General features: G+C 49.1%; 15 protein-coding genes, 1 tRNA gene and 1 pseudogene. 5 read left to right on the forward strand and 12 right to left on the reverse strand.

The features are described 5' to 3' along the window. The 7 genes from tnpA to GA0061070_RS22735 all read right to left on the reverse strand — a co-directional run. On the reverse strand, positions 1-218 hold a 218-nt coding region (gene tnpA, locus GA0061070_RS22705), incomplete at its 3' end, for an IS200/IS605 family transposase (protein WP_139109822.1). Between the two features lie 155 nt (positions 219-373). Continuing rightward, the gene (gene oppF / locus GA0061070_RS22710; protein WP_090138627.1) at positions 374-1378 is read right to left on the reverse strand and encodes a murein tripeptide/oligopeptide ABC transporter ATP-binding protein OppF; all 1005 of its coding nucleotides are present in this window, start codon (positions 1376-1378) and stop codon (positions 374-376) included. Continuing rightward, the gene (gene oppD, locus GA0061070_RS22715; protein ID WP_090138629.1) at positions 1375-2388 is read right to left on the reverse strand and encodes an ABC transporter ATP-binding protein; all 1014 of its coding nucleotides are present in this window, start codon (positions 2386-2388) and stop codon (positions 1375-1377) included. Before oppD ends, oppF begins: the two co-directional genes overlap by 4 nt. Positions 2389-2399: 11 nt before the next feature. After that, positions 2400-3308 (reverse strand): oligopeptide ABC transporter permease OppC, encoded by a 909-nt coding sequence (oppC, locus tag GA0061070_RS22720; protein ID WP_090138631.1) that lies wholly within the window; start codon positions 3306-3308, stop codon positions 2400-2402. A 14-nt stretch (positions 3309-3322) separates the two neighbouring features. Then, positions 3323-4243 (reverse strand): oligopeptide ABC transporter permease OppB, encoded by a 921-nt coding sequence (gene oppB / locus GA0061070_RS22725; RefSeq protein ID WP_090120605.1) that lies wholly within the window; start codon positions 4241-4243, stop codon positions 3323-3325. A gap of 135 nt (positions 4244-4378) precedes the next feature. Continuing rightward, positions 4379-6010 carry an oligopeptide ABC transporter substrate-binding protein OppA gene (oppA, locus tag GA0061070_RS22730; protein ID WP_090138652.1) on the reverse strand — a complete coding sequence of 544 codons (1632 nt, stop codon included), beginning with the start codon at positions 6008-6010 and terminating at the stop codon, positions 4379-4381. A gap of 825 nt (positions 6011-6835) precedes the next feature. Next, the gene (locus GA0061070_RS22735; RefSeq protein ID WP_090138634.1) at positions 6836-7471 is read right to left on the reverse strand and encodes a YchE family NAAT transporter; all 636 of its coding nucleotides are present in this window, start codon (positions 7469-7471) and stop codon (positions 6836-6838) included. 486 nt (positions 7472-7957) lie between these two features. On the opposite strand from GA0061070_RS22735, the gene adhE reads away from it, so the two are divergent. Then, positions 7958-10645, forward strand: a complete 2688-nt coding sequence (gene adhE, locus GA0061070_RS22740; RefSeq protein ID WP_090138636.1) for a bifunctional acetaldehyde-CoA/alcohol dehydrogenase — start codon at positions 7958-7960, stop codon at positions 10643-10645. Positions 10646-10647: 2 nt separating this feature from the next. Here adhE and GA0061070_RS26080 read toward each other — a convergent pair. After that, a pseudogene (locus tag GA0061070_RS26080) lies at positions 10648-10984 on the reverse strand (IS4 family transposase); the annotation flags it as partial. A 404-nt stretch (positions 10985-11388) separates the two neighbouring features. Further along, entirely contained in the window at positions 11389-12018 is a 630-nt protein-coding gene (tdk, locus tag GA0061070_RS22750; protein ID WP_090138638.1) for a thymidine kinase, read from the reverse strand. A gap of 535 nt (positions 12019-12553) precedes the next feature. Between tdk and hns the strand changes: the two genes are divergently transcribed. After that, positions 12554-12967, forward strand: coding sequence for a histone-like nucleoid-structuring protein H-NS (gene hns, locus GA0061070_RS22755; protein ID WP_090138640.1), 414 nt, complete (start codon positions 12554-12556; stop codon positions 12965-12967). Positions 12968-13240: 273 nt separating this feature from the next. On the opposite strand, the gene galU is transcribed toward hns, so the two are convergent. The 3 genes from galU to rssA form a co-directional block, all read right to left on the reverse strand. After that, a complete protein-coding gene (galU, locus tag GA0061070_RS22760) occupies positions 13241-14152 on the reverse strand; it encodes a UTP--glucose-1-phosphate uridylyltransferase GalU (RefSeq protein WP_090138642.1) in 912 nt (303 codons plus the stop codon). A gap of 198 nt (positions 14153-14350) precedes the next feature. Beyond that, the gene (gene rssB, locus GA0061070_RS22765) at positions 14351-15364 is read right to left on the reverse strand and encodes a two-component system response regulator RssB (protein ID WP_090138644.1); all 1014 of its coding nucleotides are present in this window, start codon (positions 15362-15364) and stop codon (positions 14351-14353) included. An 88-nt stretch (positions 15365-15452) separates the two neighbouring features. After that, entirely contained in the window at positions 15453-16361 is a 909-nt protein-coding gene (gene rssA, locus GA0061070_RS22770; RefSeq protein ID WP_090138646.1) for a patatin-like phospholipase RssA, read from the reverse strand. A gap of 110 nt (positions 16362-16471) precedes the next feature. On the opposite strand from rssA, the gene GA0061070_RS22775 reads away from it, so the two are divergent. The 3 genes from GA0061070_RS22775 (at position 16472) to GA0061070_RS22785 (ending at position 18069) form a co-directional block, all read left to right on the forward strand. Then, positions 16472-16930, forward strand: a complete 459-nt coding sequence (locus tag GA0061070_RS22775; RefSeq protein WP_090138648.1) for a YchJ family protein — start codon at positions 16472-16474, stop codon at positions 16928-16930. A gap of 48 nt (positions 16931-16978) precedes the next feature. Beyond that, positions 16979-17821 carry a formyltetrahydrofolate deformylase gene (gene purU / locus GA0061070_RS22780; RefSeq protein ID WP_090138650.1) on the forward strand — a complete coding sequence of 281 codons (843 nt, stop codon included), beginning with the start codon at positions 16979-16981 and terminating at the stop codon, positions 17819-17821. Positions 17822-17984: 163 nt separating this feature from the next. Beyond that, positions 17985-18069, forward strand: a tRNA-Tyr gene (locus GA0061070_RS22785). Positions 18070-18155 lie beyond the last annotated feature (86 nt).

Genomic DNA, 18155 nt, shown 5'->3' on the forward strand with positions numbered 1-18155 from the left:
GATAATTTCGGGGGGATTTTTACTAGCAGATGAACATGATCTAACTGAACATTCAGCTCCACTACTTCTATTCCGAGCTGTTCACTTGAAATCCTTATCTGTTTGTAAACTTCTTTGCCAACATTGTTCCGTAGGATGCGAAATCGGCATTTGGGTGTCCAGACTATATGATATTGACAACACCAAAGCACATGAGATGCTTTTGTGAACCTACTCATGGTTAAATCCTTATCAGTTATGGGGATAACGGATTCGGATTTTCCCATGGGTAGCATTACTGGCAGAGCCAACTTTTTGCTGACCACCTCCACAGGAGGTGGCATTCAGATGAGCGTAAAAAGGGCTGACAAATGTCAGCCCTTTTTAGCATCACTTATAACGGGTCGACTTTCAGGCAAGAGACCGCATGGCGGAAACTGCCCTCCAGTACCGGCCGCGTCTGAGCGCATTCCGGCCCGGCAATCGGGCAGCGGGTACGGAAGACACAACCTGACGGCGGGTTAATTGGCGACGGTAAATCCCCTTCCAGCAACTGGATAGTTTTATTCTTTTCCAAATCCGGATCGGGAACCGGCACGGCCGACATCAGCGCTTTGGTGTACGGATGTAGCGGGTTCTGATACACCTCATCGTAAGTGCCTAACTCAACGGCGTGCCCGAGGTACATCACCAGTACGCGATCAGAGATGTGCTTCACAACAGCCAGGTCATGGGCGATAAAGATCAGTGACAACCCCATTTCACGTTGCAGTTGTTGCAGCAGGTTTACCACCTGCGCCTGAATCGACACATCCAGTGCGGATACCGGCTCGTCGCAGATAATCAGCTTAGGTTCGAGGATCAGCGCGCGAGCAATACCAATACGCTGACACTGACCGCCGGAAAACTCGTGCGGGTAGCGGTTGATCAGGTTTGGCAACAAACCGACCTTCATCATCATCGTCTTCACGCGATCGCGTACTTCCTGACGCGGCATTTTCGGGTGATAAGTACGCAACGGCTCGGCAATGATCTCCCCGATAGTCATACGTGGGTTCAGCGACGCCAGCGGATCCTGGAAAATCATCTGGATATCGCTACGTACATCGCGCCACTCTTCCGGTTTCATGCCCAGCAGATCTTTACCCAGCCAGGCAACTTTACCGTCGGTGGCTTTTACCAGCCCGATAATCGCACGGGCAAAGGTCGATTTACCGCAGCCGGACTCACCCACTACACCGAGGGTTTCCCCTTCGTACAGACGCAGAGTGACGCCATCGACCGCTTTCAGGGTTTTTGCTGGTTGCCAGAACCACTGTTTGCCATCTTTGATATCGAAATGCACCTTCAGATCGGCGATTTCCAGCAGCACTTTTCTCTCTTCGGTCATCGCGTTCATGCAAGCTCCTCCACCGACTTAAAGCAGGCGCGCAGACGGCCTGGGGCAAACTGCTCCAGCGGTGGAGCACTGTTACAGATTTCCATCGCGTGCGGGCAGCGCGGCTGGAACGGACAGCCTTTCGGCAGACGCAGTAAGTTCGGCGGGTTGCCCGGAATGGTCAACAACGCTTCACCTTCCGCATCCAGACGCGGCACAGCGCTTAGCAAGCCGATGGAGTAAGGATGAGACGGCTGGTAGAACACATCACGCGCGTTGCCATATTCCATGGTACGCCCGGCATACATCACCAGCACTTTGTCGCAAATCCCGGCAACCACGCCGAGGTCATGGGTGATCATAATAATCGCGGTGTTGAATTCACGTTTCAGTTCATTCAGCAAGGTCATGATCTGCGCCTGCACAGTCACATCCAGTGCGGTGGTCGGCTCGTCAGCAATCAGTAATTTCGGCCGACACAGCAGAGCCATCGCGATCATTACACGCTGACGCATGCCACCGGAAAACTCATGCGGATACATACGCATGCGCTTACGCGCTTCCGGCATTTTCACCGCATTGAGCATTTTAACGGATTCTTCAAACGCTTCCGCTTTGCCCATGCCTTTATGCAACATCAGGACTTCCATTAACTGCTCGCCAACTCGCATATACGGGTTCAACGAGGTCATTGGATCCTGGAAAATCATGGAGATCTGCTCGGCACGCAGTTTGTTCAACGCCTGTTCCGGCAAATTGAGGATCTCTTTACCGTTAAACGTCGCAGAACCACCAATGCGACCGTTAGCCGCCAGCAGCCCCATCAATGCAAATGCGGTCTGTGACTTTCCGGAACCTGACTCACCAACGATACCCAGTGTTTCACCCGCGCGCAGCGAGAAATTGAGATCGTTAACCGCCGTAACATCGCCATCCGGCGTCTGGAAAGTGACCCGTAAATCTTTGACATCCAGCAGAAGGTCCGATTGCTGTCGCGTCGTGGACGCTAATGAGGTTTCAGTAATGCTCATGACAGCACTCCTTAACGATCTTTCGGGTCGAGGGCATCACGCAGGCCATCGCCGATAAAGTTAAAACAGAACAGGGTAACAACGAGGAAACCCGCCGGGAACAGCAGCAACCATGGAGACACTTCCATCGAGTTGGCGCCATCGCTTAACAACGCCCCCCAACTGCTCAGCGGCTCCTGCGTACCCAGCCCCAGAAAGCTAAGGAAGGACTCGAACAGGATCATGCTAGGTACCAGCAGCGACGCGTACACCACCACTACACCCAGTACATTCGGTACAATGTGGCGCACCACGATATTCGCCGTGGAAACACCGCCAACCTGCGCCGCTTCGATAAACTCTTTACGCTTCAGGCTTAGGGTCTGGCCACGAACGATACGCGCCATATCCAGCCAGGAGACCATGCCGATCGCCACAAAAATGAGCAGAATATTTTGCCCAAAAAAGGTCACCAGCAGGATAACGAAGAACATAAACGGGAAGGAGTTGAGGATTTCCAGCAGACGCATCATGACAGAATCTGTCTTGCCACCGAGATAACCGGAAAGCGATCCGTACAGCGTACCAACCACGACTGCCACCAGCGCCGCTGCAATACCGACCATCAGCGAGATACGTCCGCCGATAGCCACGCGCACCAGCAGATCGCGCCCGGAGGAGTCGGTACCAAAATAGTGGCCAGTCTCCATATCCGGCTGGCTCGACATCATGCCCCAGTCGGTATCGAAGTAGGTGAATTGTGAAACCATTGGCGCCAGTATCACAAACAGTGCGATCAACAACAACACAACCAGACTGGCGACTGCCGCCCGGTTATGCATAAAGCGACGACGAGCATCCTGCCACAGGCTACGTCCTTCGACTTCGAGTTTCTCACTGAAGTTTTCCAGCGCCTCGCTGTTTTTCTTACTTAACATCATGGCGAACTCCAGTGTTAATAACGGATCTTCGGATCGATAACGGCATACAGCACATCGACGATCGCATTAAAGATAATGGTCAGTGTCCCGACAAGAATGGTCAGGCTCAGCACCAGTGAATAGTCACGGTTCAGTGCGCCGTTTACAAACAGCTGGCCAATACCCGGCAGGCCATAAATGGTCTCGATGACCATTGAACCGGTAATAATGCCGACAAACGCAGGCCCCATATAAGAGAGTACCGGCAGCAACGCGGGTTTTAGCGCGTGACGGAAGATAATGCGACGCATCGGCAGGCCTTTCGCTCGCGCGGTACGAATAAAGTTTGAGTGTAATACCTCAATCATTGAACCGCGCGTAATACGCGCGATGCTGGCGATATAGGCCAGAGAGAGGGCAACCATCGGCAGGATCATAAATTTCAGTGCACCGCCATTCCAGCCACCGGCGGGCAGCCATTTCAATATGATGGCGAAGATCATCACTAATAATGGCGCGACAACAAAACTCGGGATCACCACCCCGGTCATTGCCAGTCCCATTACCGTATAGTCCCATTTTGTGTTCTGGTTTAACGCAGCAACAACGCCTGCGGTAACGCCAAAAACAATGGCAAGAATAAAGGCTGCTGCCCCTAATTTCGCTGAAACCGGGAAGCTGGCCGCAACCAGATCGTTCACGGTGTAATCTTTGTATTTAAATGACGGTCCGAAATCAAAATGTGCTAACTGTTTCAGATAGCTGAAGTATTGCGTAGTGATCGGATCGTTTAAATGGTATTTCGCTTCAATATTCGCCATCACTTCCGGCGCAAGCGCACGTTCACCGGTAAAAGGACTACCCGGCGCAAGACGCATCATAAAGAACGAAATCGTGATAAGGATGAAAAGCGTTGGAATCGCTTCAAGACAGCGACGTAGGATAAATTTCAACATTGCCCGTACCTTCTGGCCTGTGCCTTTTACACATTCGCTTCCAGATGGCAATTCAGCCATCTGCGCATGATGTGTATTCTGTTGCGTAAAAAATAAGACACTGTGAGGCAGGTCACCCTGCCTCACTCATTGCCATTAATGCTTGATAATATACAAGTTTTTAACGTAGATATTATCCATCGGGTCTTTACCGGTATAGCCGCCAACCCAGGTTTTCACCAGACGGGCGTTTACGTAGTAATACACCGGAACGATCGCCGAGTCTTTGTCCAGTTGCTGTTCAGCTTTGGAATAAAGCTCAGTGCGTTGCGCTTCGTCAGTGACTTTCAGCGTGTCGCTAATCAGCTTGTCAAACGCCGGACTCTTATAGTGTGCGGTATTGTTAGAGCTGTCGGACAGCATGGTATTCAGGAAGGAGGTCGGCTCGTTGTAATCCGCACACCAGCCCGCACGTGCCACATCAAAGGTGCCCTGATGACGCGTGTCGAGGAAGGTTTTCCACTCCTGGTTTTCCAGCGTTACGTTAGCACCAAGGTTTTTCTTCCAGATGGAAGCCACAGCGATCGCCAGTTTTTTATGCAGATCAGACGTGTTGTACAGCAGGCTGAAGGAGAGCGGCTTGTCCGCAGTATAACCCGCTTCGGCAAGCAGTTTTTTCGCTTCGGCATTACGCTGTTCCTGGGTCATTTTGAACCAGGCCGGTTCAGTCAGTTTTGCACCATCGGTATACGGCGGCGTGTAGCTGTATGCTGGCAGATCACCCTGGTTTTTCACTTTATTGACGATGATGTCGCGATCCAGCGCCAGTTTCAGTGCGGTACGAACACGAACGTCAGTGAATGGCGCTTTTTGGTTGTTGATTTCGTAATAATAAGTGCACAGGTACGGATCGACATGTACTTCTTTAGGAATCTCTTTTTTCAGCTTCTGGAACAGTTCAATCGGCATATTGTTGTAAGTCATGTCGATTTCGCCGCTGCGATAGCGGTTAACGTCCGTCACCTCAGAAGAGATCGGCAGATAGGTGACCTGGTTAATAACCGTTTTAGCGTTATCCCAATAGTTGGTGTTACGCTCAAGAACGATACGTTCGTTGACCACCCAGTCTTTCAGTTTGTAAGCACCGTTGGTGACGATATTGGCTGGCTGAGTCCACTTTTCACCGAATTTCTCAATAGCGGCTTTAGGCACAGCAGAAACTGAAGGGTGAACCAGCAGTTTGTAGAAATAAGGAACCGGCTCGCTAAGCGTCACTTCAAACGTGTTGTCATCGATAGCTTTTACGCCGAGATCGGTGACCGGTTTTTTACCGGCGATAACATCGTCGATATTAGCGATATGGCCGTATTGCAGGTAGCTCGCATACGGAGAAGCCGTTTTCGGATCCGCCAGGCGCTGCCAGCTGTAGACGAAATCTTGCGCCGTTACCGGCGTACCGTCTGACCATTTTGCGTTTTTGCGCAGATGGAAGGTCCAGACTTTAAAATCTTTGTTTTCCCACTTCTCTGCAACACCGGCTGTTGGGTGGCCTTCAACATCAGAAATCAGCAGACCTTCGAACAGATCGCGGTTGATGTTGGATTCAGGAACCCCTTCAATTTTATGGGGGTCGAGAGATTGCACTTCAGAACCGTTATTACGGACCAGCGTCTGATTATCCGCCAGTTGAACACCTGCCGGAACGTCGGCAGCCATTGCCGCGTTGCCGGTAATTAGCGCAGCCAGAATTCCAGCTGCTACCAGACTTTTCTTTGTGATGATGGACATTGTGTTGATACTCCACTCATTATAATTACTGACGTTAACATCAGCGTGTTTCATCCCCTGTGGGGGCCTGAAGAGCGCAGGAGCTTTTGGCGCTATCAGACATCTTTTTTTACTGCTGCTATCACCGACTTTTTTTATTACGGATCGCTCAAACGGCAATCTTACGTCGATTCGGTACACTGCCTCCCCTGTCGAGGCAGCTCTGAACGTGGCGATGGTCGTTATATGAAAACGATTCTCATCTATATTGTTTATCTTGCAAATTATAAGGCGATAGATATAAGGGCGGAAAATATCAAATGCCTCACACTGCCGCCAATACAATTTGCAAATTTGTTAACCATTTCTCTTTTGCGACGCGACACCGACTATGAAGCGCTGCATGCACAGCCTCCTTTTATTTTTTATCTTTTTAAATCAAGAAGATAAGGAAGCATTACCACCATGTAATGCTTTTTAGCAGATGCCGCGTTATTTTGAGCAAATAATCAACAACTGACTGCTTTTTAGCACATTCATCTGCAGGAATGTCTGAAAGTACTAATATCATTTCGATTATGTCACGGCAAGCCCAATAGTATGGTGTGAAAGAAATAACAGCCTCAATTGCACGAAATACGCGCAAGATAGATTCACGTTACTTATAATTCACTGATTGGGAACAGATTTTCTGATGAGTGTAAATTATTATATTTCGCGCCGCTTTGCGCATTCTTCATATCTTTTACTAATTTTTCACTTTTCCAGGCGGGTTTGTAGCGGCTGAATTTACTGCTATATAAAGGAAGAGATAACAAGCTCAGCCGTACTTAGTACAAAGGTGAATCAGTTCAGCAGGCCGGGGAACAAGGATCTTATGCCGCCAACAATAAACTCAATGCCCAGCGCCATCAATAATAACCCCATAATACGTGTGATAACGTTGATGCCGGTTTGACCCAGTAAACGCACTAACCATGGCGCGATGCGAAACAATCCCCACGAACAGAAAGCAAACAAGGCAATTGCCACAGTAAAACCGATTAAATGCACAAGGTTATGATAACGCGTTCCCCACACAATCGTGGAACTGATGGCACCTGGCCCCGCCATCAAAGGTAATGCCAGCGGCACCACGCCGATACTTTCGCGAATCGCGGTTTCTGACTTCTCTTGTTTATTCTGTTTATCTTCACCGAGTTTGCCGCTGATCATCGACATGGCAATGGTGACAACCAGAATGCCGCCAGCAATGCGGAACGAATCAATCGAGATGCCGAATAGCTGCAAAATTCCATTACCGAGAAATAAAGAAATCCACAGGATAATTGCCACTGAGACGTTTGCTGTAAGGTTGGTTTTATTCCTTGTCCCAGCCATCTGGTAACTGGTCATGCTGATAAAAACCGGAATGATGCCAACTGGGTTCACCAGCGCAAAAAGGCCAATAAAAAATTTAAAATAAAGAGGTATATCTATCATTGTTTGCACCGCTGTAAGCTCCGTAATGACGCCCTAATATCAACTATATCGGCCTGGCAGGAAAATCCATGCTGAAGATACGCGTTTTCCTGCCGCTATTCATCAAGATTTGCAGAAAAACCATGCAATACAGCGCGTTACATAGTTGTTGTAATTGTGATAACCTTACAGCGCGCCAGGCCAAATGCCATTAACATTTGATACAACCCCCAAAAATGGCCTGCTGAAAGGTGTCAGCCTCTCTGAAAGTTGACACAGATCACGCATTACTTACTCAGAAGTAGGTAATCTTGAAGCCACGAAAAGAGAGCAAGATCGTCAATAAATGCGACTTTTCTGTTTAGGCTCTTTCAGTAAACCAGTAGTATTGGGTTGGCGTTAAATCTTTGTTTTTCTGAGCTTTATGCAACCTGTAGCCGACCTGTCTATAATTTCGCCATGGGCAGACGGTTTACTAAAAGAGTTTAACATTATCAGGAGAGCATTATGGCTGTTACTAATGTCGCTGAACTTAACGCACTCGTCGAACGTGTGAAGAAAGCCCAGCGTGAATATGCCAACTTTACTCAAGAGCAAGTAGACAAAATCTTCCGTGCCGCCGCACTGGCAGCCGCAGATGCTCGAATCCCTCTCGCGAAAATGGCCGTTGCCGAATCCGGTATGGGTATCATTGAAGATAAAGTGATTAAAAACCACTTCGCTTCTGAGTATATCTACAACGCCTATAAAGATGAGAAAACCTGTGGTGTACTGTCTGAAGATGATACCTTCGGCACCATCACCATCGCGGAACCTATTGGCATCATCTGTGGTATCGTTCCGACCACTAACCCAACATCTACTGCTATCTTCAAATCGCTGATTAGCCTGAAGACACGTAACGCAATCATCTTCTCTCCCCATCCGCGCGCTAAAGATGCTACTAACAAAGCCGCAGACATCGTTCTGCAAGCTGCGATTGCCGCTGGCGCGCCGAAAGATTTGATCGGCTGGATCGACCAACCGTCCGTTGAATTATCCAACGCACTGATGCACCACCCGGACATTAACCTGATTCTGGCCACCGGTGGTCCGGGTATGGTTAAAGCGGCGTACAGTTCCGGTAAACCAGCAATTGGCGTAGGCGCAGGTAACACCCCGGTTGTTATCGACGAAACTGCCGATATCAAACGTGCCGTCGCATCCGTATTGATGTCCAAAACCTTCGATAACGGCGTGATCTGCGCATCTGAACAATCTGTCGTTGTTGTCGATTCTGCGTATGACGCCGTTCGCGAACGTTTCGCCAGCCATGGCGGCTACCTGTTGCAGGGTAAAGAACTGAAAGCAGTTCAGGACATTATCCTGAAAAATGGCGCGCTGAATGCCGCTATCGTTGGTCAGCCAGCCTATAAAATTGCTGAGCTTGCCGGATTCACCGTTCCTGCCACGACCAAAATCCTGATTGGTGAAGTGAAAGTGGTTGATGAAAGTGAACCCTTTGCACATGAAAAACTCTCCCCGACGCTGGCAATGTACCGTGCGAAAGACTTCGAAGACGCGGTAGAAAAAGCTGAGAAACTGGTCGCCATGGGCGGTATCGGCCATACCTCCTGCCTGTACACCGACCAGGATAACCAGCCGGAACGTGTTGCCTTCTTCGGTCAGAAGATGAAAACCGCACGTATCCTGATCAACACCCCGGCATCACAGGGTGGTATCGGTGACCTGTATAACTTTAAACTCGCGCCTTCCCTGACTCTGGGTTGTGGTTCCTGGGGTGGTAACTCCATCTCCGAAAACGTTGGTCCAAAACACCTGATCAACAAGAAAACCGTTGCTAAGCGAGCTGAAAACATGTTGTGGCATAAACTTCCGAAATCTATCTACTTCCGCCGTGGCTCCCTGCCAATCGCGCTGGATGAAGTGATTACTGATGGTCACAAACGCGCGCTTATCGTGACCGACCGTTTCCTGTTCAACAATGGCTACGCAGACCAGATCACCTCTGTGCTGAAAGCTGCTGGCGTGGAAACTGAAGTGTTCTTCGAAGTTGAAGCTGACCCGACACTGACCATCGTGCGTAAAGGTGCTGAACTGGCTAACTCCTTCAAACCGGACATTATCATCGCGCTTGGCGGTGGTTCCCCGATGGACGCCGCGAAAATCATGTGGGTTATGTATGAACACCCGGAAACCCATTTTGAAGAGCTGGCGCTGCGCTTTATGGACATCCGTAAACGTATCTACAAGTTCCCGAAAATGGGCGTGAAAGCGAAAATGGTTGCTATCACCACCACTTCCGGTACCGGTTCTGAAGTGACGCCGTTTGCTGTGGTGACCGATGATGCAACCGGTCAGAAATACCCGCTGGCGGATTATGCTCTGACTCCGGATATGGCGATTGTCGACGCCAACCTCGTTATGGAAATGCCGAAATCGTTGTGTGCTTTCGGTGGCCTGGACGCGGTGACTCACGCACTGGAAGCTTATGTTTCTGTACTGGCATCTGAATTCTCTGATGGTCAGGCGTTGCAAGCGCTGAAACTGTTGAAAGAAAACCTGCCAGCGTCTTACAACGAAGGTTCCAAAAACCCGGTAGCGCGTGAACGTGTTCACAGTGCAGCGACCATCGCCGGTATCGCGTTTGCGAACGCCTTCCTCGGTGTGTGTCACTCAATGGCGCATAAACTGGGCTCACAGTTCCATATTCCGCACGGTCTGGCTAACGCCCTGCTGATCTGTAACGTTATCCGCTACAACGCGAATGACAACCCGACCAAGCAAACGGCTTTCAGCCAGTACGATCGTCCGCAGGCGCGTCGCCGCTATGCTGAGATCGCCGATCACCTGGGCCTGAGCGCTCCTGGCGACCGTACTGCAGCGAAAATTGAAAAACTGCTGGCGTGGCTGGAAAGCATGAAAGCTGAACTGGGTATTCCGAAATCTATCCGTGAAGCTGGCGTGCAGGAAGCAGATTTCCTTGCGAACGTGGATAAACTGTCTGAAGACGCATTTGATGACCAGTGCACCGGCGCAAACCCGCGTTATCCGCTGATCTCCGAATTGAAACAAATCCTTCTGGATACCTTCTATGGTCGTGAGTACAAAGAAGGTCATGCGGCAGCAGCGAAAGTTGAAGCGGTAGTAGCACCGGCTGTAAAAGCAGATAAAAAAGCGAAGAAAACCGCTTAAAATCAGCACCTATAAACCAACACCGTATTCTGGTAGGTTTTGGCGAGGTGATTAAGAACAGTGCTCAGCACTGTTCGTTTTAAAATTAGCGGAGAGTGTCGCAAGACATTCTCCGCTAACGTCAGATACAATATAACCCGCTGTGATTTTATGCTGTTGTCCTGACACCTCAGATATAATCCTTTTTTCAGTACCATAGCCTATAGCTACAGTACTGTTGTGCTCAGTATCCGCATTTTTCCCACTGTACAATTTCCATTCGACGGCTGTATAACTTCATGATTTTCATGGACTGAAGTCATCCGTGCTGCTGAACATTAGCCACGCTTCTGTTGCGGCTTAACGGGTATCTTCTGTTTGCTATACCACGACAGGAATGCAATAAGTCTTCTGAAAATCAGTGGAATATCACCAGGAAGAGATTTATTACCGAGCAGACAATCAATACTTTTAATTTTCTTTTTGACCTAAGCCATGCCAACTAACACCCAACACTGGTCAGCGTCAGTGATATCATTGAATAAGTGCAATGGTAGGGTGGCATCCAGCAAAGCATTTTGTCGGTATTAGTGTCATGGCGCTAACGCATCACGGGGAAAAAATCTGGCATACCTGACGAGCAGGTATAGAGGTGATCTCATTAAATGGTTACACAAATCGGTAGATCACAAAACTCAATACCTGCCTTTTTACCTGCCCATTACCGGGGAACTCTCAGCGCTGCGGCGGTTTTTTATATAAACTCAACAATTGGATGTTGTCCCGCGAACGCGTTGCTGTATCGCCGCTAACGAACCTTCTACAAGGGCTTCTTTGTAGTGTTTACGACAGACAGAGACATAGCGCTCATTACCGCCTATCACCACCTGCTCCCCTTCATTGTAGGGACGTCCGGCCTGATCCAGGCGCAGTACCATGCTGGCTTTACGTCCGCAGAAACAGATGGTTTTCAGTTCGACCAGTTTATCTGACCATGCGAGTAAATATTGGCTTCCCACAAACAGCTCGCCGCGAAAATCAGTACGCAGCCCATAGCACAGCACCGGAATATCCAGTTGGTCAACAACTTCAGACAATGCATAGACCTGTTCACGTGTTAAAAACTGGCTCTCATCCACCAGCACGCAATGCACCGCTTCACGCGCATGTTCAGCTTTTATTTCTTCGAATAATGCAGTGTGTTGATTGAACAAACGTGCGGGTGAGGATAATCCAATACGTGAACTTACCTTCCCTGCTCCGAAGCGATCGTCAATTTCAGCGGTGTAGACTACCGAACGCATACCGCGTTCCTGATAATTGTACGAAGACTGTAGTAACGCTGTAGATTTCCCTGCATTCATTGCTGAATAGTAGAAATAAAGCTGTGCCATTGCGTGCAAAACCCCAATCAAAGTGTGTTATTCCGGCAGCAATTGTACCATATTTTATCCGGCTAACCCTGAGCCAGCGCTAACCCTGAGTAAATCGAGCCCGATGATGGACTCATAGATATAAGGCAACTTTACGCAATGGTTTGTTACTGCCAAAGAGACAGCAATTAGAAACCGCGCCGCATACATGCTCTTTTTAATCAGAGCATTCTGAGCTTATGGTTCAGAACTTATTAATAAGTTAGAAGAAAACAACCATCTGATGTCGCAATACAAAAAGCCGTTATTTATCCATTGCGCCTATAACCCTTTCCGGATTAATCGAAGCAGCTATGATCATGATGGTGGAGTTTGCCGTCGGTATAAGCGCTGTTTTGTGCGATTCTTCAAGCCAAATTTAAGTTAGTGATATTTAAAAATCATCGAAATAAATGGGTATTTTGAATTCCTTACATTCTCAGCTATTGCACTGGTCAAATTAACGCTCTATTATTAGCCCAACAAACCACCCCAATATAAGTTTGAGATTACAACAATGAGTGAAGCACTTAAAATTCTGAACAACATCCGTACTCTTCGTGCGCAGGCAAGAGAATGCACCCTGGAAACGCTCGAAGAAATGCTGGAAAAATTAGAAGTTGTGGTAACTGAGCGTCGCGAGGAAGAAAGTGCCGCCGCCGCTGAAGTTGAAGAACGTACGCGTAAACTTCAACAATATCGTGACATGCTGATGGCTGACGGTATTGACCCGAATGAATTGTTGAATAGCCTTTCAGCTGCTAAATCCGGTACAAAAGCTAAACGCGCAGTACGTCCGGCTAAATATAGCTACGTTGATGAAAACGGTGAAACTAAAACCTGGACTGGCCAGGGTCGTACTCCTGCCGTTATCAAAAAAGCGATGGACGAACAAGGCAAGCAGCTCGAAGATTTCCTGATCAACGAGTAATCCCGCCTGTATCAGAAAAATCCCGCCAGTGGCGGGATTTTTTTTGATGAAACACACAATATCTTCACAAAGATAGTGTATTGCCATCCCCGTTCATACTTATCGCTTGCCTTCGTTTAAATTCTCAGCATCATTTTATTCTTTTTGTGCGCTTTGTTTTTAAGAGAAGAAGTTAACAGATGTTTCACTCGGAAACATAAAAATAAAAAGGCCGGAGATGATCAGTGCATTGCACTATTGTCTCCAGCCTTATTTGGGGCGACAGGTAGAAAATTATGCTTTTCTGACGCCTACAGTATCTTCCAGCCAGGTTTTAAATTCTGCGCCCAGAGAATTGTGACGGAGACCGTATTCTACGAACGCCTGCATATATCCCAGCTTATTACCACAATCATGGCTTTTGCCTTTCATATGATAAGCTTCAACCGTTTCTTTTTCGATTAACATATCAATCGCATCGGTAAGCTGAATCTCATCACCCGCTCCCGGAGGCGTTTTCGCCAACAGCGGCCAAATCTGTTCGCTCAGCACGTAACGGCCTACCACGGCCAGATTAGATGGTGCAACGTCTGCTTTTGGTTTTTCCACCACACCCACCATCGGCACGCTGTCGCCTGGATTTAACGTTGCACCTTTGCAGTCAACGACACCATAGGCTGTCACATCGGCAACCGGCTCAACCATAATCTGGCTGGCACCCGTTTCGTCAAAACGTTTAATCATTTCAGCCAGGTTATCCTGGGAAAGATCGGATTCAAACTCATCCAGAATTACGTCCGGAAGAATTACCGCAACAGGCTCATTGCCAACCACAGGATGTGCGCACAGCACCGCGTGTCCCAGCCCTTTCGCCAGCCCCTGACGAACCTGCATAATAGTTACATGCGGCGGGCAGATGGACTGAACCTCTTCCAGCAGCTGACGCTTAACACGTTTTTCCAGCATTGCTTCCAGCTCGAAACTGGTATCGAAATGGTTTTCAATCGAGTTTTTGGATGAATGTGTGACCAGAACGATTTCCGTAATACCTGCAGCGATACATTCATTAACGACATACTGAATTAATGGCTTATCAACCAGCGGCAACATTTCTTTAGGAATTGCCTTGGTCGCTGGTAACATCCTGGTTCCCAATCCCGCTACCGGGATTACTGCTTTAGTCACTTTCGAATTTATTGCAGCCATTGAAATCTCCTGGACTGTTCAATTTTTGAACATGTTCATGAATTAACTCGCGCCTGAGTATATCAGCACCCACCTATCAACCAGGTCTGAAAAGGACGCGCTTACATCTAATTAGGAAAAATACGCATATTCTGGCGGCGATAGTACCACCCGTTTAATCCGACAGGTAAATGTATCTGCAATGGATGATGCGATCGCTCATTCTGCACTCAACATTAAGCGCAGCCTTCCACCTGCGCCCCACACCTGGCATTGCCAGGAGTCGCAGCGTTGGCTCAACTGATTAAGATAAGCATTACCCAATGTACCAAGCGGAACACCACTGCTAATTTGAATGTGGTGATCGCCGGTATTTAACGATGCATTAAGTCCGGCTGAAACTAATATCAGGTTTTTGAGCTCGCTGTGGTAATAGCCCACCAGCAGCGGAAATTGCCCCGGCAAATTCGCCTGGCGCAAAAGCTGATTCACCTGTTTAAGTAACGCCCCCATTTCAGGCAAACGCTGACGCTGATGCGACAGTTGCTCCTGCAACAGGCCGTTAAATAACGCCCGCAATAATAGCGCCGCCAGTACGCCGTTATTCCCCGCGCGGGTAACATCCAGGCAGTAAAAGGCGAGATCCTGTGAAGAAATAGGCGCAATATCCAGTACCAAACCTGGATTTTCCACGGAAACTAATTGGCGATAATGTACCCGACACCCGGAAAGTACCTGCTGTACCGGTGGCTGAAGTTCTTGCAACAGATTGGCGGCAGCCTGCGGATTGCCTACCAGCGCATCCCAGTCCTGGAACAGGCGTTCCTCTTCTTCGACGCGCGAGTTAAACATGTTGGGATAAATGCAGGCAAAGATAGTTTCTTTAAGGCGGTTGAAATCTTTCACCGGTTTTAGCATCACGTCCTGCACACCAAGACGCAGTGCTTTAGCGATGTCAGCCATATTTTCTGTTGCGGAGATCACCAGCACCGGTGTCTGATTGCCCTGATTACGTAACGATTCGATCAACGTCAGACCATTCATGCGCGGCATAGCCAGATCGCAAATCATCAAATCAGGCTTACTTGTCGTCATCAACTCCAGCGCGTCCACGCCATCACCAGCAAGCAGCGTCATCGCACCTAATGACAGGAGCCATGAATCCAGCAGCGAGCGGAAAACGGGCTCGTCTTCAACGATCAGTATTTGTTTTCCGGTTAACGGCTGCGTCATCTTTCCTCCCCTGCCTGACGATAGACTAATAGTGGCATGCTTAGCCAGGAATCGCCTGTCAGAATTTGCTGAACTCTTGTAAAAATAGTCACACGGATGTCCGCACCAGAGGAATCAATTCATCGATTTGCTTTTCAACAGCCAACTGACCGGCAGCAATGGCAGCGTCCGCACGGTGAAAGTCTAGCGTTGATATTTGTGGGCAAACAGGCTGTAGCAAAATATCAGGGGGATCGCCTGCCATACGGTTGCGCTTAAGCCGGTTCTCCAACACCTGAATCGAGGTAGTCATGATCTCCATCGCGCTTGGCGCTACCGGACGTTTGGACGAAATGCGGCCCAGTCGTGCCCGCAGACGCACATGCCACGCTAACGTATCTCCGACGGCGCCTTCTGCTTCGTTTTGCGTGAGATTTAATGACATGAGATCCTGTTGCATCAAATGCGCATCATGCTGTAAATCAACAGCAATCACCACATCCGCACCTAACGCACGGGTCAATGAAATGGGGACCGGGTTAACGACCGCACCATCAACCAGCCAGTATCCATTGTGCGCAACCGGCGACATAAGACCAGGCATACTACAGGAAGCGCGTACTGCATGGTGCAGATTGCCACTGGTGAACCAGAGTTCACGCCCGGTACTCAGGTTAGTCGCCACTGCGCCAAATCGCTTTTCACACTGGCTAAATTCAGTAAACGGTAAAATCTGGCGATATTGGTTGAACACGCGTTCCCCACGAAGCAAACCACCGCGCTGCCAGGAGACATCCATCAACCGCAGTACATCCCAGTAGCTAAAGGCGCGCACCCACGATTCAAGCGCCGGCAATCGCCCGCAAGAATACGCCGCACCCACCAGAGATCCGATGGAACACCCTGCCACAATATCGATCTCAATACCGGCACGCTCAAGGGCATTAATTACACCAATATGCGACCAGCCCCGGGCTGCGCCTGAACCGAGCGCCAGACCTATTTTTACCTTTCTCATTACGCTTGTTCTACTTCCCCCGGCTTACTGTAGCCACAACGCTACGGCTCAGTTAACATATTGCTACCCTGGCGCAAAAGCGCCGCTTTTATTGTTCCTGGAATGATATTTTGTCTCAATCTTGCCCATGCGGTAGCGCTCTCGATTATAGCCTATGTTGTCAGCCTTATCTGTCTGGTACGCAGGTTGCGCCGGATCCGTCACGCCTGATGCGCTCGCGTTACACCGCTTTTGTTTTCCATCAGACCGACTACCTGATCAAAACCTGGCATCCCTCGTGCGAAGCAAATACATTCCGCCAGCAAATTGAAGCCGGTTTTGCCGGTACACACTGGTTGGGCCTGACGGTATTTGAGCATGCTGAAGGCGTTAATGACAACGAAGGGTATGTCAGTTTTGCGGCACGCTTTCAGGAAAAGGGTAAGAACGGAGCGATAATCGAACGTTCGCGATTCTTAAAGGAGAACGGCCAGTGGTATTATATCGATGGTACACGTCCTCAGTTTGGCCGTAACGATCCCTGCCCTTGCGGGTCAGGTAAAAAATTTAAAAAGTGCTGCGGGCAATAAGCCGGGCATCACCTCATAGCAAACATTATCAACAGGATTTACCCGGCAATGCATTCATTACAACGTAAAATTTTGCGCACCATTTGCCCTGACCAGAAAGGCCTTATCGCGCGAATCACCAACATTTGTTACAAACACGAACTGAACATTGTGCAGAACAATGAGTTCGTTGATCACCGCACCGGACGCTTTTTTATGCGTACCGAGCTGGAAGGTATTTTTAACGATGCTACGCTGTTGGCCGATCTTGATAGCGCACTGCCGGAAGGCTCCATTCGCGAGCTGAACCCTGCTGGTCGCCGCCGCGTGGTAATTCTGGTGACAAAAGAGGCGCATTGCCTCGGCGATCTGCTTATGAAAGCCAACTATGGTGGGCTGGATGTGGAGATTGCCGCCGTTATTGGTAACCATGATACGCTGCGTTCCCTGGTAGAACGCTTCGATATTCCGTTCGAACTGGTAAGCCATGAAGGGCTGACCCGTGAAGCGCACGACACACTGATGGTACAGGCGATTGAAGCCCACCAACCCGATTACGTGGTGCTGGCGAAATACATGCGTGTGTTGACTCCAGAGTTTGTTTCCCACTTCCCGAATAAGATCATTAATATTCACCACTCGTTCCTGCCAGCCTTTATCGGTGCCCGTCCTTATCATCAGGCTTATGAGCGTGGCGTAAAGATCATCGGGGCAACTGCGCACTATGTGAACGACAATCTGGATGAAGGCCCAATCATTATGCAGGACGTCATTCATGTGGATCACACCTATGCAGCAGAAGATATGATGCGCGCTGGTCGTGATGTCGAGAAAAATGTCCTGAGCCGTGCGCTGTATCAAGTGCTGGCACAACGAGTATTTGTATACGGTAACCGGACGATTATTCTTTAATCATTAATAAAATGAATTGCCTGCGTTTAGACCATTACGTGCAAAAAGCAGGCAACCGATTCATTTTTGGTATTTCAACGCTTTACAGCGGCGCGTCATTTGATATGATGCGCCGCGCTTCCCGAGACGGAAGTGGGCCAGTACCAAACTAGCTTTACCCCGTGGTGGGGTTCCCGAGCGGCCAAAGGGAGCAGACTGTAAATCTGCCGTCATCGACTTCGAAGGTTCGAATCCTTCCCCCACCACCATCTTCTGCACATGTGTCAACAATGAGTATTAACTCGTGGTGGGATTCCCGAGCGTTCATAAGGGAGCTGACTGCAAATCTGCCGTC

The sequence above is a fragment of the Kosakonia oryziphila genome (genome assembly GCF_900094795.1).
In the GTDB taxonomy this organism is placed as follows: Bacteria; Pseudomonadota; Gammaproteobacteria; order Enterobacterales; family Enterobacteriaceae; genus Kosakonia; species Kosakonia oryziphila.

Coding starts and splice junctions, on each gene's coding strand:
- rssA (WP_090138646.1), bottom strand. CDS start 16,361: ATGAGAAAGGTAAAAATAGGTCTGGCGCTCGGTTCAGGCGCAGCCCGG.
- hns (WP_090138640.1), top strand. CDS start 12,554: ATGAGTGAAGCACTTAAAATTCTGAACAACATCCGTACTCTTCGTGCG.
- oppC (WP_090138631.1), bottom strand. CDS start 3,308: ATGATGTTAAGTAAGAAAAACAGCGAGGCGCTGGAAAACTTCAGTGAG.
- galU (WP_090138642.1), bottom strand. CDS start 14,152: ATGGCTGCAATAAATTCGAAAGTGACTAAAGCAGTAATCCCGGTAGCG.
- adhE (WP_090138636.1), top strand. CDS start 7,958: ATGGCTGTTACTAATGTCGCTGAACTTAACGCACTCGTCGAACGTGTG.
- oppF (WP_090138627.1), bottom strand. CDS start 1,378: ATGAACGCGATGACCGAAGAGAGAAAAGTGCTGCTGGAAATCGCCGAT.
- oppD (WP_090138629.1), bottom strand. CDS start 2,388: ATGAGCATTACTGAAACCTCATTAGCGTCCACGACGCGACAGCAATCG.
- oppB (WP_090120605.1), bottom strand. CDS start 4,243: ATGTTGAAATTTATCCTACGTCGCTGTCTTGAAGCGATTCCAACGCTT.
- purU (WP_090138650.1), top strand. CDS start 16,979: ATGCATTCATTACAACGTAAAATTTTGCGCACCATTTGCCCTGACCAG.
- tdk (WP_090138638.1), bottom strand. CDS start 12,018: ATGGCACAGCTTTATTTCTACTATTCAGCAATGAATGCAGGGAAATCT.
- oppA (WP_090138652.1), bottom strand. CDS start 6,010: ATGTCCATCATCACAAAGAAAAGTCTGGTAGCAGCTGGAATTCTGGCT.
- rssB (WP_090138644.1), bottom strand. CDS start 15,364: ATGACGCAGCCGTTAACCGGAAAACAAATACTGATCGTTGAAGACGAG.
- GA0061070_RS22735 (WP_090138634.1), bottom strand. CDS start 7,471: ATGATAGATATACCTCTTTATTTTAAATTTTTTATTGGCCTTTTTGCG.